The following is a 16122-nucleotide window of genomic DNA, read 5'->3' as shown; positions in this document are numbered from 1 at the left end:
AGAGCAATTCGTGCACGGAAATCGGCGTTCCGGCCTTGAATCGCTTCGTGAAATCTTCCCGTTCGAGGATACGTGCCACCGTGTACTTGGCCGATAGCTGGATCATGCCTCTCGCGCCGAGAGGGTCCGACCATTCGGAGTTGTAACGGATCTCGGTTTTTGCCGGGTCAAGCACCAGGCTGGCCTGGGCGAAATAGGTTTTGGCGTTTTCCTCGATCTGTTCGCGCGTGAGCGGCGGACGAGTGATATTGCGGCCGGACGGATCGCCGATCATCGACGTGAAGTCGCCGATCAGGAAAATGACGTTATGCCCCAGATCCTGGAGTTGCCGCATCTTGTTGAGGACTACCGTGTGTCCGAGATGCAAGTCCGGTGCTGTAGGATCAAGACCCAGTTTGATACGTAGCGGCTTGCCGGTTTTTTCGGACCGCGACAGCTTTTGCGCGAATTCGGTTTCGATCAGTAGTTCGTCGATGCCACGCTTGGTGATGGCAAGCGCTTCCTTGACTGCATCGGAAAGCACGGGAGCGGACTGGTCGACAGGATGATTTATTGACTGCTGGTGATTGACCATATGATGATAAAGATTAAAGTTCAACGTTAAAAGATCAATACCATGCGTTTGGTATAATCGCGTCTCCTTTTCCGGCTTGCAATGCATGAAAAAGTTGCAATACAGGCACCTTAGAAAGCTTGACGGCGTCTTATGTAACCGCTTTTTCCGGCAATTGCAGCCAACTAACAAGAAACTGATTGCAGGAGAAATACTGAGGTTTCACCAAACCATGGACGCTTGACCTTATGTTCTTCCTCGCGGATGTGGCTCGCTGACGGAAGCAGCATTGTGAAAAGCATCTCAAACCAGAACAGTAAATTTTAACGTATTGCATGCGCCTTCTAGATAAATTACTGAGTAGCGGTTTTGGCAGTGCACTGTTCCTTGGCTCATCGCGCAAGACACGCGTGCTATCTGCATCGGCATTGTTTCTCGCTGCCTGCGCTTTCGGAGCGGCAGGCGTTGCGCCAATGGCGCCCGATGCTGCCGACCTACCTGTCACATCGATCACCCGTGAACTGCCTGTCGCAAGTCTTGCCGATCAAATAGCGCAACTCGAGCAGCAGGAACATCATTTCTTCCGCGAAGAACGAGTGCGGCCCGGCGACACGCTCGCCACCTTGCTTCAACGGTTAGGCGTCGATGACGAAGAAGCAGCCAAATTCATCAAATCGGACCGGATTGCACATCAGGTCTTCCAACTGAAAGCCGGCAGAAAGATCCAAGCGCAAACCAATCAGGATGGCGAACTTCAATTCCTGAGCGCCACGACCAACGACAATGTCGGAAACAGTCAAAGCAGCGTCAAGAATGTCGTGATCCGGCGTGACGGAGAACGGCTCGTTGCGACCGAAACGCTCGGCAATCTGGAAAAGCGCATCGACATGCACTCCGGCGAGATTCGCTCCTCGCTGTTCGCGGCGACGGATGCGGCTGGAATACCCGATAACGTCGCCATGCAAATCGTTGATATGTTTTCGACTAACATCGATTTTGCATCGGACCTGCGGCGCGGCGACCGTTTCAATGTCGTCTACGAAACCTACTGGCAGAACGGCGAACTGGTGCGCGCCGGACGTGTACTCGCAGGGCAGTTCATTAATGGCGGTACGGCCTATCAATCGGTTTGGTTCGACGATCCGCACAGCAAGGAAGGCGGCGGCTACTACACCTTTGACGGGAAATCTCTGAAGAAGGCATTTCTGAAATCGCCGCTCGAGTTTTCCCGCATCTCATCCGGCTTCTCGATGCGCATGCATCCACTCTCGGGCCAGTGGCGGAGCCATAAGGGCGTAGATTTCGCCGCGCCGACTGGCACGCCGATTCGCGCATCGGGCGACGGCGAAGTGGACTTCGTCGGCGTGCAGGGAGGCTACGGCAATATCGTCATCCTCAAGCATTGGAACAACTACTCCACTGCCTATGCCCATATGAGCCGCTTCGCCACTGGACTGAAAAAAGGCGACAAGGTCAGCCAGGGGCAAGTGATCGGCTATGTCGGCACCAGCGGCTGGTCTACCGGCCCGCATCTGCACTACGAATTCCGGGTTGCAAATGAACCCCGCGATCCAATGTCCATCGATGTGCCGAACGCACAACCGTTGGCCGGCGCGGAACTGCAACGCTTCAAAGCCGTGGCAAGTGAAATGCGCCATCGCTTCGCCCTGCTCTCCCCATCGAGCACTGAGGGCAAGCTCGCTGCCAAGTGATCAACGTCCTGTGGCAATCCGGCCATAGGACGTTCGCATACCGTTTTCGGGCTGTAGAATCCTGAGACACAGAGACGGTATCCATGCCCAACACAACACCTCCCCAGCACCTCTACATCGGACTGATGTCCGGCACCAGCCTCGACGGTGTCGATGGCGCAATCGCTTCCTTCGACCCGGGACCGGGTGTCGCGGTACGGACACTCGGGACTTCTTACATTCCCTTCCCGTCTGGCTTGCGTGATGATCTTCTTGCACTGCAGTCTTCAGGAGAGAATGAAATTCACCGCGAGTCGCTTGCCGCGAATGCCCTTGCAGGCTTCTATGCCGATTGCGTAACCAAGTTGCTCGAGACGTCATTACTGCCATCCAGCGCGATCAAGGCCATTGCAGTGCATGGTCAGACAATCCGGCATCGCCCCGAGCTTGGCTATACGCGCCAAACCGGCAATCCCGCATTGCTGGCGGAGTTGACAGGCATTGACGTCATTGCGGACTTTCGCAGCCGCGACATTGCCGCAGGCGGACAGGGCGCGCCGCTGGTGCCCGCTTTTCACCAAGCCGCATTCGGCAATAAGGACGAGAGCCGCGTGGTGGCGAATATCGGCGGTATCGGAAACATCAGTATTCTGAGTAACGACGACGATGTGATTGGCTTCGATACCGGCCCGGGAAATGTATTGATGGACGCCTGGATATGCCGGCACCAGGACAAAGCCTATGATAGCGACGGCGCATGGGCTCGTAGCGGCCAGGTACTTCCGGAACTTTTGCAGTTGCTCTGTGCGGAGCCCTATCTCGATCTGCCGCCGCCGAAGAGCACCGGTAGGGATCTGTTCAACATCGACTGGCTGATGTCCAGATTGGTCCGCTTCGGCAGTGCAAACGCTGCAGATGTACAGGCGACGCTCACCGCTTTCACTGCGACGACGCTGGCCGACGCCATCCATCGCCATGCGCCGCAGGCAAGAGCAATCTATGTATGCGGGGGCGGCGCATTCAACAGCCATCTGATGCAGCAGATTGCCGCCGCCCTTCATGCCAGAGGTAATGCTGCGGTCGTCGAATCAACCGAGCGCTTGGGCGTCTCGCCAAATCACGTCGAAGCACTTGCCTTTGCCTGGTTGGCGCATCGGTTTATAAGCCGGCTGCCCGGCAATCTTCCCGCCGTCACCGGCGCCAGAGGACCGAGAATTCTTGGCGCCCTTTATCCAGCCGCATGACGGGGCAAACAAAAAGGACGCCGCAGCGTCCTTTTTAAATTCATCTTACGCAATGAATTTTTATGCGGAAAACGATGACCCGCAACCGCATGTGGTGGTTGCATTTGGATTCTTGATCACAAACTGCGCGCCTTCCAGATCGTCTTTGTAATCGATTTCGGCGCCGACCAGATACTGATAGCTCATGGAGTCGATCAACAGCTGCACGCCGTTCTTCACCATTGCAGTGTCGTCTTCATTGACGATTTCATCAAACGTAAAACCATACTGGAATCCGGAGCATCCGCCGCCCTGCACGAACACACGCAACTTGAGATCCGGGTTGCCTTCCTCTTCTATCAGCTGTGCAACTTTTGCTGCGGCACTATCGGTAAAGATGATCGGGGCGGGCATTTCGGTAACAGCATTCATTTCAAACTCCTGGTTGCAAACAACGATTACCGGATTATAGGCTTTCCGCGACAATCAGGTGTTTGACATCGCGAGCTTCAGCACCGGCTCCTCAACCTGGTCATGCGTCAGTTTCCCGGAGACCAGTGCTCCGCCGTGCATTTCCAGCGCCTTGTAATAGACATCTCCAGTTATGCGGGCGTTCGGCTGAAGTTCAAGAAGCTCGGAAGAATGAACCGGGCCGATAACCTCCCCGTTCACGACCAAATGCGCCACACGCACTTCCCCCTCGACTTTGGCGGTCTCCGATATGACCAGCATGCTGGACGATTCGGCGTCTGCAATCACGCTTCCCTTTACACGACCATCAATCCGCAATCCACCCTTGAAATGAACGTCACCCTCTATCGTCGTGGAAATTCCGATTAAGCTATCAATCGTGCCTTTGTTTTTGCGGCCTAACATGCTGGCTCTCCTTTACAAATTTACAGACTGCTGCACTCGAAGCTGGCCTTTTTCGAACACACGCGCCTGAACTGCTTTCACTGCCGCTCCATCTGGAATCGTCAGCGTACCTTCCACTCGTTGGTAGTGCCTGAAGTTAAGTTTATATTTTTCCACCTCACCCGAAATGCCTGTTGGAAAAACAATGGTGGCATTTTTGCCTTGTTGCAAAACATTGACGGCAAGCTGCAGGCTGCCGGAGAAATGCTGGTCTCCCTTACCTCCCTGCATAATCAACAAGCGGTAACGAAGCTGGTTCGGCGTTACTTGGTCTATCTTGATACGTCGAATTGAAACGCCTTGCGGACCGGTTGCATTTGGCAGAAGACTTTCAAAAAAAGCCAGATCTTCCTTAAGCCTGATGTTCTCCGCCTCAAGTGTCTTCACCTGCGCAGCAAGTTGTCGCTGCGCCGAGCGTTCAATGATGAGCCGACTTTCTGCAGCGTTTGCCGACGAAGATAACTTGTCTCGTTCTCCACCAAGCTTTGCAAGCGCTTCTTTATAAATGATGAGCTGCTCAGTGGCATTTTCCTGATTCAGACCGTTAATGCCTTGCCGCAAATCAAATATCCAGACTGCAATTATGCCGCCACCAATGACTAAAATTGCCCAAAAAAGCATGCGAAAAGGTAACGGCGCCTGGTTTCTGACCGCAATTCTTGGAGACGATACCGATAGCCGCCTGAACCACAATCGCACTTTTAAACTACTGAACATCGAAGGCGCTTGAGCCATGGTGTTGCATTGATTACTTAGGGCAATACTGGAATGTGCATTAAACCTGCTGTTTCATCAAGACCGAACATGATGTTCATGCACTGCACTCCCTGCCCGGCAGCCCCTTTTACCAGATTGTCTTCGACCACCAGAATGACCAGCAAATCTCCGCCCTCTGGCCGATGAACCGCAATGCGCAACGTATTGGATGCCCTTACCGAACGAGTTTCTGGGTGGCTGCCTGATGGCATAACATCAACAAATTTCTCTTCGGCGAAGTGGTTCTCATACAACGCCTGGAAGTCTGTTTCTCGCGCTTCCGGCAGAATCGTCGCGTACAACGTGGAATGAATACCGCGAATCATCGGCACCAAATGTGGCACAAACGTCAATCCAATTTTCCGGCCTGCAATTGCTTGCAGTCCCTGCGTCGTTTCCGGCAGGTGGCGGTGGCCCTTCACACCGTACGCCTTGAAGTTATCAGCGGCTTCAGCGAGCAATGTATGTACTTCCGCTTTTCTACCCGCCCCGGACACGCCAGACTTGCAGTCGGCAATAAGTGCTGATTCATTCACCAGCGGTTTCGCTTGAGCGAGAAGCGGCGCGTAGCCCAATTGCATCGACGTTGGATAGCATCCAGGCAAGCCGATCACGCGCGCCGTGCTGATTGCCTCCCGATTGATCTCAGGCAGGCCGTAGACCGCCTCTTCCAAAAGCTCTGGACAGGCGTGCGGCATCCCATACCATTTTTCAAAGACAGCCACGTCTTTCAGTCGGAAATCTGCCGCAAGATCGATCACCTTAACCCCCTTGGAGACCAATTCCCTGGCCTGCGCCATGGCGACACCGTGCGGCGTTGCGAAGAACACCACATCGCACTGGTCGAGCTTTGCCTTGTCGGGAGATGAAAAAGCAAGTGACACATGTCCCCGCAAAGAAGGATACATATCAGCGACAGGCAGACCATCCTCTTTTCTGGATGTAATCGCCATCAATTGAACTTCCGGATGCGCAGCCAACAAACGTAATAATTCGACGCCTGTATAGCCAGTGCCCCCAACGATACCGACCTTGATCATGCTAGTTCCTTGCTAAATGGAGTGTAGAGTGACTGTGCGATTTTAACAAAGCACGCAAAAATGCTTCCGACTTGGCGCCAAGTGAATTCATGCGGAACCACCTTGGTTCCGCAATTAGAGCAAAACCAAGAAAAAAAGCCGCCAGGCGCAAACCTGGCGGCTTTTCGATGCTCTGAAAACGCAGATCAGCGCTTGGAGAACTGTTTGGCGCGGCGTGCTTTGCGCAGACCGACCTTTTTACGCTCGACTTCACGAGCATCGCGAGTGACGAAACCGGCTTTTGCCAGATCCGACTTCAGCCCTGCGTCGTAATCGATCAGGGCGCGTGTGATGCCATGACGAACTGCACCGGCCTGGCCGGACTCACCGCCACCGTGCACGTTAACCATGATGTCGAAACGTTCGACGTTGTTGGTCAATTCGAGTGGTTGACGGATAACCATCAAACCTGTTTCGCGCGAAAAATACTCGCTTGCAGGCTTACCGTTCACAACGATCTGGCCGCTGCCCGACTTAATAAAAACCCGAGCCACTGCACTCTTGCGACGGCCGGTTCCGTAATTGTAGTTACCGATCATGTCTATTCCTTAGATAACAAGTGCTTTGGGTTGCTGCGCGGCGTGCGGATGGGCGTCCTCTGCATACACCTTCAGCTTCTTGATCATCGCGTAGCCGAGCGGGCCTTTGGGCAACATGCCCTTGACAGCCTTCTCGAGCGCGCGGCCAGGAAAACGCTGCTGCATTTTCTGGAAATTGGTCTCATAGATACCGCCCGGATAAGTACTATGGCGATAGTACGTTTTATCGAGGGCCTTGTTGCCGGTGACGCGCAATTTGCCGGCATTGATGACGATGATGAAATCACCCGTATCGACGTGAGGAGTAAATTCCGGCTTATGTTTGCCGCGCAGTCGGCGTGCCACTTCGCTGGCAACACGTCCGAGGACTTTGTCCGTCGCGTCAATCACGAGCCACTCGCGCTCTACCTCATGGGCTTTCGCGGAAAAGGTTTTCATTATGACTTCCTAAAATTGTGAAATTGCTCAACAGTCGCCGGTTCCCATGCCGTTGCAAAATCCCCAACGACATCCAGGACACAGCCTTATTCTCTTTCCTGAGCAAACGGAAAGCCGGAAATTATAGTCTTTTCAAAGACTTGCCGTCAAACTTATCTCGCCAAAACAAAAAAAACCCGAGGTGATTAGACCTCGGGTTGAAATCCACACCAAAGAGGAGGGTGGAGGAGACAAGAGTTTGGTTGTCATCGAGTTACAGATCGTTTACAACCAGCAATTAAATTGTAGTTCAAAGCATGGTGCAACGCAAGAAAACATCCCTGAATTGCCACGCCCAACATTCTCAACAAAGATTTTTTTCTTTAAATACAAACGCTTACATCGTTTCACAATGCGGCTTTTTTGCCCACACTATGAATTGCACATAGACGGTTTCAGCAAAATGGGCCGGTAACTTACCTAACATCCATAACGGATACAATTATGACTACTACGATTCTGAAAACCGTGAGACTTCAATGGAATGCACTGTGCGCTGGACCGGCTTGTCCGGAATGACATTTTTGGCTGAAACTGGCTCTGGCCATGTGGTTACTATGGATGGCGCGCCTGAAGGCGGAGGACGCAATCTTGCGCCACGCCCCATGGAAATAGTTTTAGCGGGAACCGGCGGATGTACCGCGTATGACGTTGTACTTATCCTGCGCAAAAGCGGTCAAGACGTTCGAGGCTGTGACGTCGCCTTAAAATCCGAACGTGCTGAAAAGGACCCTAAAGTTTTTACCAAAATTCACTTTCACTTTTCAGTAACCGGTAGAAATCTAAAGGCAAACCTCGTTGAACGAGCAATCAAGTTGTCTCATGAAAAGTACTGCTCTGCTTCAATCATGCTTGAGAAAACCGCGGAGATAACGCATTCCTTTGAAATTATTGACGACCTAGAAGCGCAAGAAAAAACCGAATGAAGGTAGTAACAGCTTTTTATACTGCTCCCTAAAAAGGTCGTATAACTCAGCGCATCTTATTGCAGGCATGCGACTCAAAGATGATAAGCGGTGTTTGTCATAATTTTGGCAGCCCCTCGCATTGCCTTTTGTATCAACTCAGGTAATTCTGCTGCTCCCATTACCTGAGCCGCGGCACCGTGCTCCATTTCATCAATGCGCATTTGGCTAACGATTGCCCTCGATTTTTCATCCTGAAGCGGCAGATTCGTTAAATGGCTGGCAAGATGCGCCTCAACCTGGCGCTCGGTCTCCACAACAAATCCCAAGCTATGCGCATCCCCTACTCTCGCCGCTACTGCGCCTAGTATATAGGCTCCTGCATACCACAAAGGATTAAGCAGACTCGGGCGGGCGCCTAATTCGTGCAGGCGCTCTGCTGTCCAAGCAAGATGGTCCTCCTCTTCCTGCCCTGCCTGGGCAAATTGCTTCTTGATCGCATCTGTTTTCGAGAATCTGGCCTGCGAATCGTAAAGTGCTTGCGCGCAGACTTCCCCGACATGATTCACTCTCATAAGCCCCGCACTATGTCGGCGATCAGCATCGTCCAGAGAAACATCGGGTACGCCCATGGCCGGATTTGGCCTGGAGGCTACAGCTACACCTGCAATAACTCTCAATGCCTTATCCATACCCAAAATTAGATCATCTATTTTTTGCATCGATGTCCTCGTACATAGAGCTGATTCGCCAAAAACTTAAAAAATAAGCAAGAATGACCTTGCATGCTAAACCATTGCTTTTTAAGCATTATTTTTGCCTCATTTGTTGTTGACTAACCACAGAATAATCAATTGAAAAGCACAAAACCCAAATTCTCTTTGCCCTGAAGGGAGACATTTGATGAAATCGTTATTAGCTTCTTAACCAAACTGTTTGGAAGTCTCGGCATGGGCAGTTTTGTGCGCCTGTAGCTGGATGCAACTAAAAAAAATTTTAGCACGCCAACCCTTGGAGATTAATTAATGAAAAAATCGCTTCTCGCACTGGCAGTTCTGGGTGCATTTGCAGGTGCTGCACAAGCACAGTCCGCTGTAACAATCTATGGCTCTTTCGATGGTGGTGTTCGGCATGTCACCGACGTAAATGCTGCAGGTGACAGCAGGACGACAATGGGTTCTACAGGCACTTTTAACTCGAATCGACTTGGCTTCAGAGGCGTTGAAGACCTGGGTGGCGGCTTGAAGGCACGCTTTACTCTCGAAGCTGGTTTCAATACCGGCACAGGCGGCCTGGACACCCCGACCGCAGCTGGCGCTCCAAGCGTCCTGTTCAATCGTACTGCAGCGGTTGGTTTGGGCGGCAACTGGGGCTTTATTGATCTGGGTCGTCAATACACTAACGCGTTCTTGACTATCGCAGCATACGATCCGTTTGTTTACAAATTCCCAGGCATTGCGCAGGCCGTTCCAGCTACTGCTGGCGTTCGTTACAACAACGACATCAAATACACAGGCACGTTTGGTCCTGTAACAGCCCGTGCAGAGTATGCATTGGGTGAAGTCGCTGGCAGTGTTCGCACTGGATCAGCACGATCGATTTCGGCAAATTATTCCAGCGGTCCAATCGCTGCTGGTGCTGCATACACGCTGCGTGACGTGGCAGGCTTTGATAACGACCATTGGACAGTTGGCGGCGCATACAAGTTTGGCCCAGCTCGCGTGTCGATTGGCTATGCGAACGAACAGCAAGATGTAGCTGTTGGCGCAGATACCGAAACCAAGTTCGCATGGGTGGGTTTGAACTATGCAATTACACCGGCTATCGAACTGACTTACGCTTATTATCGTAACCGTCGTGACGCCGCTGCAGCAGCAGCTGAAGGTGAAAAAGATCTGCACATGCTGGCCGCTACATATGCGCTGTCCAAGCGAACCAACTTGTACGCTGAGTTTGATACTGCGAAGAACGAAGGCGTGTTCCGCGCTGCTCCGAATCAGTCCCGTCAGCGCGGCATCTCGATCGGTGTGAACCACTTGTTCTAACAATGAATATGCAGGATTAGCTTTACCCAGCTAATTAACCTGTAGCTTCATTCAAACGGGCTCATCATCAATGAGCCCGTTTTATTTTGTGTAGTGCTTGTACCGGAATAACCCCTTGTAGACGTAATACCTCGATCTGTTCGAGCGAATGAGGAATCGCATAAAAAGTTGCAAATATCGCATTTATGCAGGCGACTTCGTTGCAAATCCACCACAAATAAATTAATAGCATCCGAAAATCAGAAATAACCTTTGTCCTTCGATTCGATATTTGATGAAATAAGCACCAGCTTCTTAATTAAATGATTACGAAGCATAAATTCGACGACCGCTACCAGCGGCCACGTCGAAAGCACCATATAAATCTTAGCTCGATAACCTTTGGGGATTATTCAATGAAAAAAACGATTTTCGCGCTCGCAGCCCTCGGCGCGTTTGCAGGCGCAGCCTCTGCGCAAACCAATGTAACGATCTACGGTATTGCTGACGTTGGCATCCAGCGCATCGACACAAACACGACCGAAGCTCGTTGGGGCTTGGACAGCGGCATTCAATCCGGCAGCCGCCTTGGCTTCAAAGGCAGCGAATCCCTCGGTGGTGGCTTGGCTGCGATTTTCACGTTGGAAAACGGTTTCAATATTGATAATGGTGCATTGGGCCAAGGCGGTCTGCTGTTTGGACGTCAAGCTTGGGTTGGCTTGAGCGGCGGCTTTGGTGCCGTTAAGTTTGGTCGTCAACTGACACCAATCTTTACCGCACTCGATTCCATCGATCCTTTCGGCACCGGCCTGACTGGCGATGCAAGCGGTATCGCGATCGGCGGCACTACAGCGGCTGCTCCTGGCTTCCGTCCATACGGCGTTCGTATGAACAACACAATCAACTACTCCGCGCCGGCCATCGGCGGCTTCAATGCACAAATCGCCTACGGACTGGGTGAAGTTGCAGGCAGCACATCGGCTGCTAGCCAGTTGGGTGCGTCGATCGGTTACGCAAATGGTCCGATCAACGCCGTATTTGCATATCATGATGCAAACAACGCGGCTGGCACTGGCGATTCTCGTACCGCCATGCTCGGCGCAACTTACGACTTCCGCGTCGTTAAGGCCCATGCTGCATTTGCTGTCAATCGCGACGAACTCGGCGCAACACGTACCGGCAATAGCCGCAATGCCATGCTTGGCGTGAGCGCGCCTATCGGTGCAGGCACTGTTATCGCATCTTATACCCGTCACGACGACCGTCTTGGCGCTGGTACAGCAGATGCTGACTACTGGGGCGTTGGCTATACTCATAACCTGTCCAAGCGTACAAATCTGTACACTTCCTATTCCCGCCTGAAGAACGATGCTCCAGCGGTTCCGGATGTGAACTGGTTCAACGTCGGCGTTCGCCACAAGTTCTAATTACTTACAGGTGCAAGTCACCTGTGTTTAGTTGAAACTAAAGAAAAAGACACCTGCGGGTGTCTTTTCTTTTGCGTCATTTGCTTATAACAGAATGATCCTGTATCAATTCGAGAGACGAAGTTTCCTCTTTGACCTGAATACAGCAGCATCGTCATAAAAATCATTGCTTTGTTCCGGCCACCATCCGGGTAATCCCAGCACAGGCAATGGAGTGAAGTCGGCAGTAGACAAACTATCTGAAAGACTCTGCGAAATTTGGTTATCAAGGAAGTGCATTCTCTGCTTCTGGGGAAGTGCAAAGTAGGTGTGGTCGACCCGGACAATATATGCGTGGGCAGTAATTGCCTTATAGGGCACCACCAACTTTTCCATCAGTGCATGGCCCAACAGGTTGACGTCCCATGTATTGCCGAACGTGGAACGATTTTGGATAAAAATTTGACGCCATTGATGTTCCTGCAACGCCACTACCTGGCTTTCATCGGTGACGATCACCAAGGAAGCGTTCTCGTCAAAGATAGTGGCAGCATCTCGTAACTTGCCTCGCGTGTGCTTGCCAACATGGTGATTGCCTGCCGTGGCAGTAGATGTCCTGAGAATTTCCACTGCCTGCAATTCATTTAGCCGAACTTTGATTTTCGGATATGACAACCACATGAGGGCGTTAAAGAAATCGTGCAGATTCTTTCGAGTCGGCACCGAGCCCGTGTTGCTGATAAAAGTTTCATAAGCACAGTCTGGGGGTAGCTCGGCCTGTGGTACCAGTTTGATCGGCAAGCCGCGATGATTGCATATATTCAATGAAGCAAAGGCTCCGTTAATCGCACGCATCCAGTCATTTGATTTTGTTGCAATGTCAGCGACAGGCGAAAAAGGGGCTAGCCAAGGTTGTTGCCAATTGATCAAATCAATGAATCGATTACACATCAGTAGGATAAGCTTCGTTCACAACAAGACAATCAAAGCCTGGAACCTTGTAGAAGAATACGTTCAAGCCATTTTCCAGGAGATCGTTTCTCCTGCATTCAGCGGCACAATACTTGTATCGCCAAACGGCAGTTCATCAGGCAATTTCCAGTCCTCTTTCGTTAAGGTGATCGTGCCATTATTGCGGGGCAATTTATAGAAGTCCGGCCCGTTGAAACTTGCAAAAGCCTCCAGCTTATCGAGCGCATTCGCCCTTTCAAAAGCCTCGGCATAAAGCTCCATCGCATGCAACGCGGTATAGCATCCTGCGCAGCCACAGGCGTGTTCTTTCAGGCCCTTGGGATGTGGCGCCGAATCCGTTCCCAGGAAAAATTTGGTACTACCGGACGCAATTGCCTTGATCAAGGCTTGACGATGCTCTTCACGCTTCAGAACAGGCAAACAATAGTAATGTGGACGGATGCCGCCTCTGAAGATTTCATTTCGGTTATATAACAGGTGATGTGCAGTGACGGTGGCAGCAATCGGCCCGTCCGCTTCGGCAATGTACTGCGCCGCGTCCTTCGTGGTTATATGCTCAAACACAACTCTGAGCGCAGGCATATCGCGCCGCAGGGGTTCCATTACTCGATCAATGAAAATGGCTTCACGGTCGAAAATATCGATTTCCGCGTCGGTTACCTCCCCATGCACTAGAAACGGCATGCCGACTTCCTGCATCACCTCCAGTGTCCTGTAGCACTTTTCCAGAGCGGTTACGCCAGCGTCTGAATTGGTTGTGGCCCCCGCAGGATACAACTTCACCGCATGAATAAAACCACTCTCCTTGGCACGACGTATTTCGTCCGGCGGCGTATTGTCAGTAAGGTACAGCGTCATCAGCGGCTCAAATTGCACACCGGCTGGAAGCGCGGCAAGGATACGTTCCCGGTAACCGCTTGCCTGTGCGGTTGTCGTCACCGGCGGCTTCAGGTTTGGCATCACGATTGCTCTTGCGAACTGACGGGCACTATGCGGGAGAACGCTGGCCAAGGCAGAGCCGTCTCGCAAATGCAGATGCCAATCGTCTGGGCGTGTCAGGGTAATGCTGCTGGTGGCAGTGGATGAGGTTTTTTCAAACATGTCGGCTCTTTCATCAGAATCGCCGTATTTTAACTTCTCGCCGTCTTCCCTCTCTCTTGAACCGGCATAAAAAAGCCGTTTCGAGGCAACCTCGAAACGGCTTGCGTTTCAGCCGGTGATGCTTAGTGAATGATTTTGGCGAGGAAGTCGCGGGCGCGGTCGGAGCGTGGCGAGCCAAAGAACTCATCCTTGGTGCAATCCTCCACAATGGCGCCCGCATCCATGAAGATCACCCGATTGGCCACCTTGCGCGCGAATCCCATCTCGTGCGTGACTACCATCATTGTCATGCCCTCCTGCGCCAACCCTACCATCACGTCCAGCACCTCATTGATCATCTCCGGATCCAGCGCCGACGTCGGCTCATCAAACAGCATCGCAATCGGATCCATCGACAACGCCCGCGCGATGGCGACCCGCTGCTGTTGGCCTCCTGACAGTTGCCCCGGAAATTTGTCTTTCTGTGCAATCAGGCCCACCCGGTCCAAGTACTTCAACCCCTTTTCTGTGGCTTCTTCCATGCTGCGGCCCAATACCTTGACCTGCCCGATAGTCAGGTTCTCCCGGATCGACAAGTGGGGAAACAGCTCGAAGCTCTGGAATACCATGCCGATGCGCGCGCGCAACTTCGACAGGTTGGTCTTCGGATCGCCCACCGAAATGTTGTCTACCAGAATTTGTCCCTTCTGGAATGGCTCCAGGCCGTTTACTGTCTTGATTAGGGTCGACTTGCCCGATCCCGACGGCCCGCACACCACCACCACATCCCCTTTGGCAACCTTGGTGGAACAATCGTTCAACACCTGGAAGTTGCCATACCACTTACTTACGTTCTTCAGTTCAATCACGTTTTTCTCCTGCCTGTACTGGTCTGGTTATATTGAAAACTATCGGATAATCGCCACACGCTGCTGCAGCTTCCTGACCAGCAGCGACAGGCCAAAGCACAGCACGAAATACACCACAGCAACAAACAGGTACATTTCAATCAGGCGACCGTCGCGCTGGGCCACCTTGGAGGCGGCGCCAACAAAGTCAGTAATCGACAGCACATACACCAAAGACACGTCCTGAAACAGCACGATGGTTTGGGTCAGCAGTACCGGGATCATGTTGCGAAATGCCTGCGGCAGCACAATAAAGCTCATTGTCTGGCGATAGTTCATGCCCAGCGCATAGCCGGCAGCTACCTGCCCGCGCGGGATCGACTGGATACCCGCACGCATGATTTCACAGTAATACGCCGCCTCGAACATGATGAAGGTGATCAGCGACGAGGTGAATGCCCCTACCATGATGGGCTGGTTAGCACCGATGATCCAGGCGCCGATGTACGGCACCAAGAAATAAAACCAGAAAATCACCAGAACCAGGGGAATGGAGCGGATGAGGTTGACGTAAGTGGTGGCAATGCCGGAGATGAGTTTGTTGCTCGACAGGCGCATCATGGCCAGCAAGGTGCCGACGATGATGCCACCGGTCATGGCCAGCGCCGTCAGTTGCAACGTGAAAACCATGCCGGTCTGGAAAAGGTAGACCCAGGACCGCTGAATGACGTCGAAATCGAAATTGTCGAACATGGTCAGTGACCTCCGGTGTTAGTGCTGCCGGAGACGATGAAGCCGGGAACGGCGACGCGTTTTTCGAGCAAGCGCATGAGGTTGACGACGATGATATTGACGATGATGTAGATGACAGTGGCGGCAGTGAAGGCTTCGAAGACCTGGAAGGAGAATTCCTGCATTGAACGCGCCCGGGCAGTCAACTCCATCAAGCCGATTGTCAGGGCCACGGCGCTGTTTTTAATGACATTTAGAAACTCACTGGTCAATGGCGGGATAACGATACGAAAGGCCATTGGCAAGAGCACGTAGCGATAGGTTTGCGTCAGCGTCAATCCGAGTGCCGTGCCCGCCATTTTCTGTCCGCGCGGCAGAGCATTAATGCCGGCAGAGACTTGCACAGCCACGCGCGCGGAGGTGAAAAATCCCAGGCAGATGACGGCAGTGATGAAAGGTGCATTGGGCAGGGCCTTGAGCCAGTTGCCGATATGGTCCGGCATAAGTTCCGGCATGACGAAATACCACAGGAACATCTGCACCAGCAGCGGGATGTTGCGAAACAATTCGACATAGGCGTTGGCAATGACCGCGGCGACTCGGTTGGGCATGGTGCGGATCGTGCCGATCACCATGCCCAGCAGCAGCGCCATAATCCAGGCCGCCATGGCGGTGGCCAGGGTCCAGGTCAGTCCCGAGATCAGGGTATCCATGTACGTACCCACACCGTCGGGCGACGGCTCCCAAAATATGCGCCAGTTCCAGTTGTAATTCATATTCCCCTCGTCTCTGTATAGAGTCGTTGTTTCAGTACATTGCCCTGCAGGCGGTATTAAACAGTGATACTACTTGCGATTCTTATCAGACGGCTTTTTGTGCAAAGCAGCAATTTGATTTCAAAAAATAAAACGGGAGGCGCGAG

General features: G+C 52.4%; 18 protein-coding genes. 5 read left to right on the top strand and 13 right to left on the bottom strand.

What is annotated here, in order from left to right; all coding sequences use genetic code 11:
* The coding region (gene tyrS, locus VGU61_RS19490) for a tyrosine--tRNA ligase (protein ID WP_326860945.1) at positions 1-574 on the bottom strand (574 nt) is incomplete at its 3' end.
* Positions 575-888: 314 nt separating this feature from the next.
* On the opposite strand from tyrS, the gene VGU61_RS19485 reads away from it, so the two are divergent.
* Positions 889-2265: a M23 family metallopeptidase gene (locus VGU61_RS19485; RefSeq protein ID WP_414691667.1), complete on the top strand. Its 1377-nt coding sequence runs from the start codon at positions 889-891 to the stop codon at positions 2263-2265.
* Between the two features lie 83 nt (positions 2266-2348).
* On the top strand, positions 2349-3488 hold the full coding sequence (locus tag VGU61_RS19480; RefSeq protein WP_326860943.1) for an anhydro-N-acetylmuramic acid kinase: 1140 nt from the start codon (positions 2349-2351) through the stop codon (positions 3486-3488).
* Positions 3489-3548: 60 nt separating this feature from the next.
* Here the strand turns inward: VGU61_RS19480 and erpA are convergent, their stop codons facing one another.
* The 6 genes from erpA to rplM form a co-directional block, all read right to left on the bottom strand.
* Entirely contained in the window at positions 3549-3899 is a 351-nt protein-coding gene (erpA, locus tag VGU61_RS19475; RefSeq protein WP_326860946.1) for an iron-sulfur cluster insertion protein ErpA, read from the bottom strand.
* 54 nt (positions 3900-3953) lie between these two features.
* Positions 3954-4343 (bottom strand): polymer-forming cytoskeletal protein, encoded by a 390-nt coding sequence (locus tag VGU61_RS19470; RefSeq protein WP_326860942.1) that lies wholly within the window; start codon positions 4341-4343, stop codon positions 3954-3956.
* A 12-nt stretch (positions 4344-4355) separates the two neighbouring features.
* A complete protein-coding gene (locus VGU61_RS19465) occupies positions 4356-5117 on the bottom strand; it encodes a DUF6776 family protein (RefSeq protein ID WP_326860941.1) in 762 nt (253 codons plus the stop codon).
* A 17-nt stretch (positions 5118-5134) separates the two neighbouring features.
* A complete protein-coding gene (argC, locus tag VGU61_RS19460; RefSeq protein ID WP_326860940.1) occupies positions 5135-6178 on the bottom strand; it encodes an N-acetyl-gamma-glutamyl-phosphate reductase in 1044 nt (347 codons plus the stop codon).
* A 185-nt stretch (positions 6179-6363) separates the two neighbouring features.
* Positions 6364-6756, bottom strand: a complete 393-nt coding sequence (gene rpsI, locus VGU61_RS19455; protein WP_326860939.1) for a 30S ribosomal protein S9 — start codon at positions 6754-6756, stop codon at positions 6364-6366.
* 9 nt (positions 6757-6765) lie between these two features.
* On the bottom strand, positions 6766-7194 hold the full coding sequence (gene rplM / locus VGU61_RS19450) for a 50S ribosomal protein L13 (protein ID WP_326860938.1): 429 nt from the start codon (positions 7192-7194) through the stop codon (positions 6766-6768).
* A 518-nt stretch (positions 7195-7712) separates the two neighbouring features.
* Between rplM and VGU61_RS19445 the strand changes: the two genes are divergently transcribed.
* On the top strand, positions 7713-8159 hold the full coding sequence (locus VGU61_RS19445) for an OsmC family protein (RefSeq protein WP_326860937.1): 447 nt from the start codon (positions 7713-7715) through the stop codon (positions 8157-8159).
* Between the two features lie 74 nt (positions 8160-8233).
* On the opposite strand, the gene coq7 is transcribed toward VGU61_RS19445, so the two are convergent.
* Positions 8234-8860: a 2-polyprenyl-3-methyl-6-methoxy-1,4-benzoquinone monooxygenase gene (coq7, locus tag VGU61_RS19440; protein ID WP_326860936.1), complete on the bottom strand. Its 627-nt coding sequence runs from the start codon at positions 8858-8860 to the stop codon at positions 8234-8236.
* Between the two features lie 303 nt (positions 8861-9163).
* On the opposite strand from coq7, the gene VGU61_RS19435 reads away from it, so the two are divergent.
* Both VGU61_RS19435 and VGU61_RS19430 read left to right on the top strand, forming a co-directional pair.
* Complete coding sequence (locus tag VGU61_RS19435) at positions 9164-10183, top strand: porin (RefSeq protein ID WP_326860935.1); 1020 nt, start codon at positions 9164-9166, stop codon at positions 10181-10183.
* A gap of 395 nt (positions 10184-10578) precedes the next feature.
* On the top strand, positions 10579-11589 hold the full coding sequence (locus VGU61_RS19430) for a porin (RefSeq protein ID WP_326860932.1): 1011 nt from the start codon (positions 10579-10581) through the stop codon (positions 11587-11589).
* Between the two features lie 105 nt (positions 11590-11694).
* Here the strand turns inward: VGU61_RS19430 and VGU61_RS19425 are convergent, their stop codons facing one another.
* The 5 genes from VGU61_RS19425 to VGU61_RS19405 all read right to left on the bottom strand — a co-directional run bounded on the left by VGU61_RS19425 (position 11695) and on the right by VGU61_RS19405 (position 15976).
* A complete protein-coding gene (locus VGU61_RS19425) occupies positions 11695-12519 on the bottom strand; it encodes a DUF3025 domain-containing protein (RefSeq protein WP_326860930.1) in 825 nt (274 codons plus the stop codon).
* 63 nt (positions 12520-12582) lie between these two features.
* Positions 12583-13641 carry a dihydroorotase gene (gene pyrC / locus VGU61_RS19420; protein WP_326860929.1) on the bottom strand — a complete coding sequence of 353 codons (1059 nt, stop codon included), beginning with the start codon at positions 13639-13641 and terminating at the stop codon, positions 12583-12585.
* A gap of 122 nt (positions 13642-13763) precedes the next feature.
* Entirely contained in the window at positions 13764-14489 is a 726-nt protein-coding gene (locus tag VGU61_RS19415; protein WP_326860928.1) for an amino acid ABC transporter ATP-binding protein, read from the bottom strand.
* Positions 14490-14528: 39 nt separating this feature from the next.
* Positions 14529-15221, bottom strand: a complete 693-nt coding sequence (locus VGU61_RS19410) for an ABC transporter permease subunit (RefSeq protein ID WP_326860927.1) — start codon at positions 15219-15221, stop codon at positions 14529-14531.
* A 2-nt stretch (positions 15222-15223) separates the two neighbouring features.
* Positions 15224-15976, bottom strand: coding sequence for an amino acid ABC transporter permease (locus tag VGU61_RS19405; protein WP_326860926.1), 753 nt, complete (start codon positions 15974-15976; stop codon positions 15224-15226).
* Between the last annotated feature and the right edge of the window lie 146 nt (positions 15977-16122).

It is taken from the genome of Noviherbaspirillum sp., assembly GCF_035944575.1.
Classification (GTDB): Bacteria; Pseudomonadota; Gammaproteobacteria; order Burkholderiales; family Burkholderiaceae_D; genus Noviherbaspirillum.
This window is presented reverse-complemented; position numbering and strand designations above follow the sequence as displayed.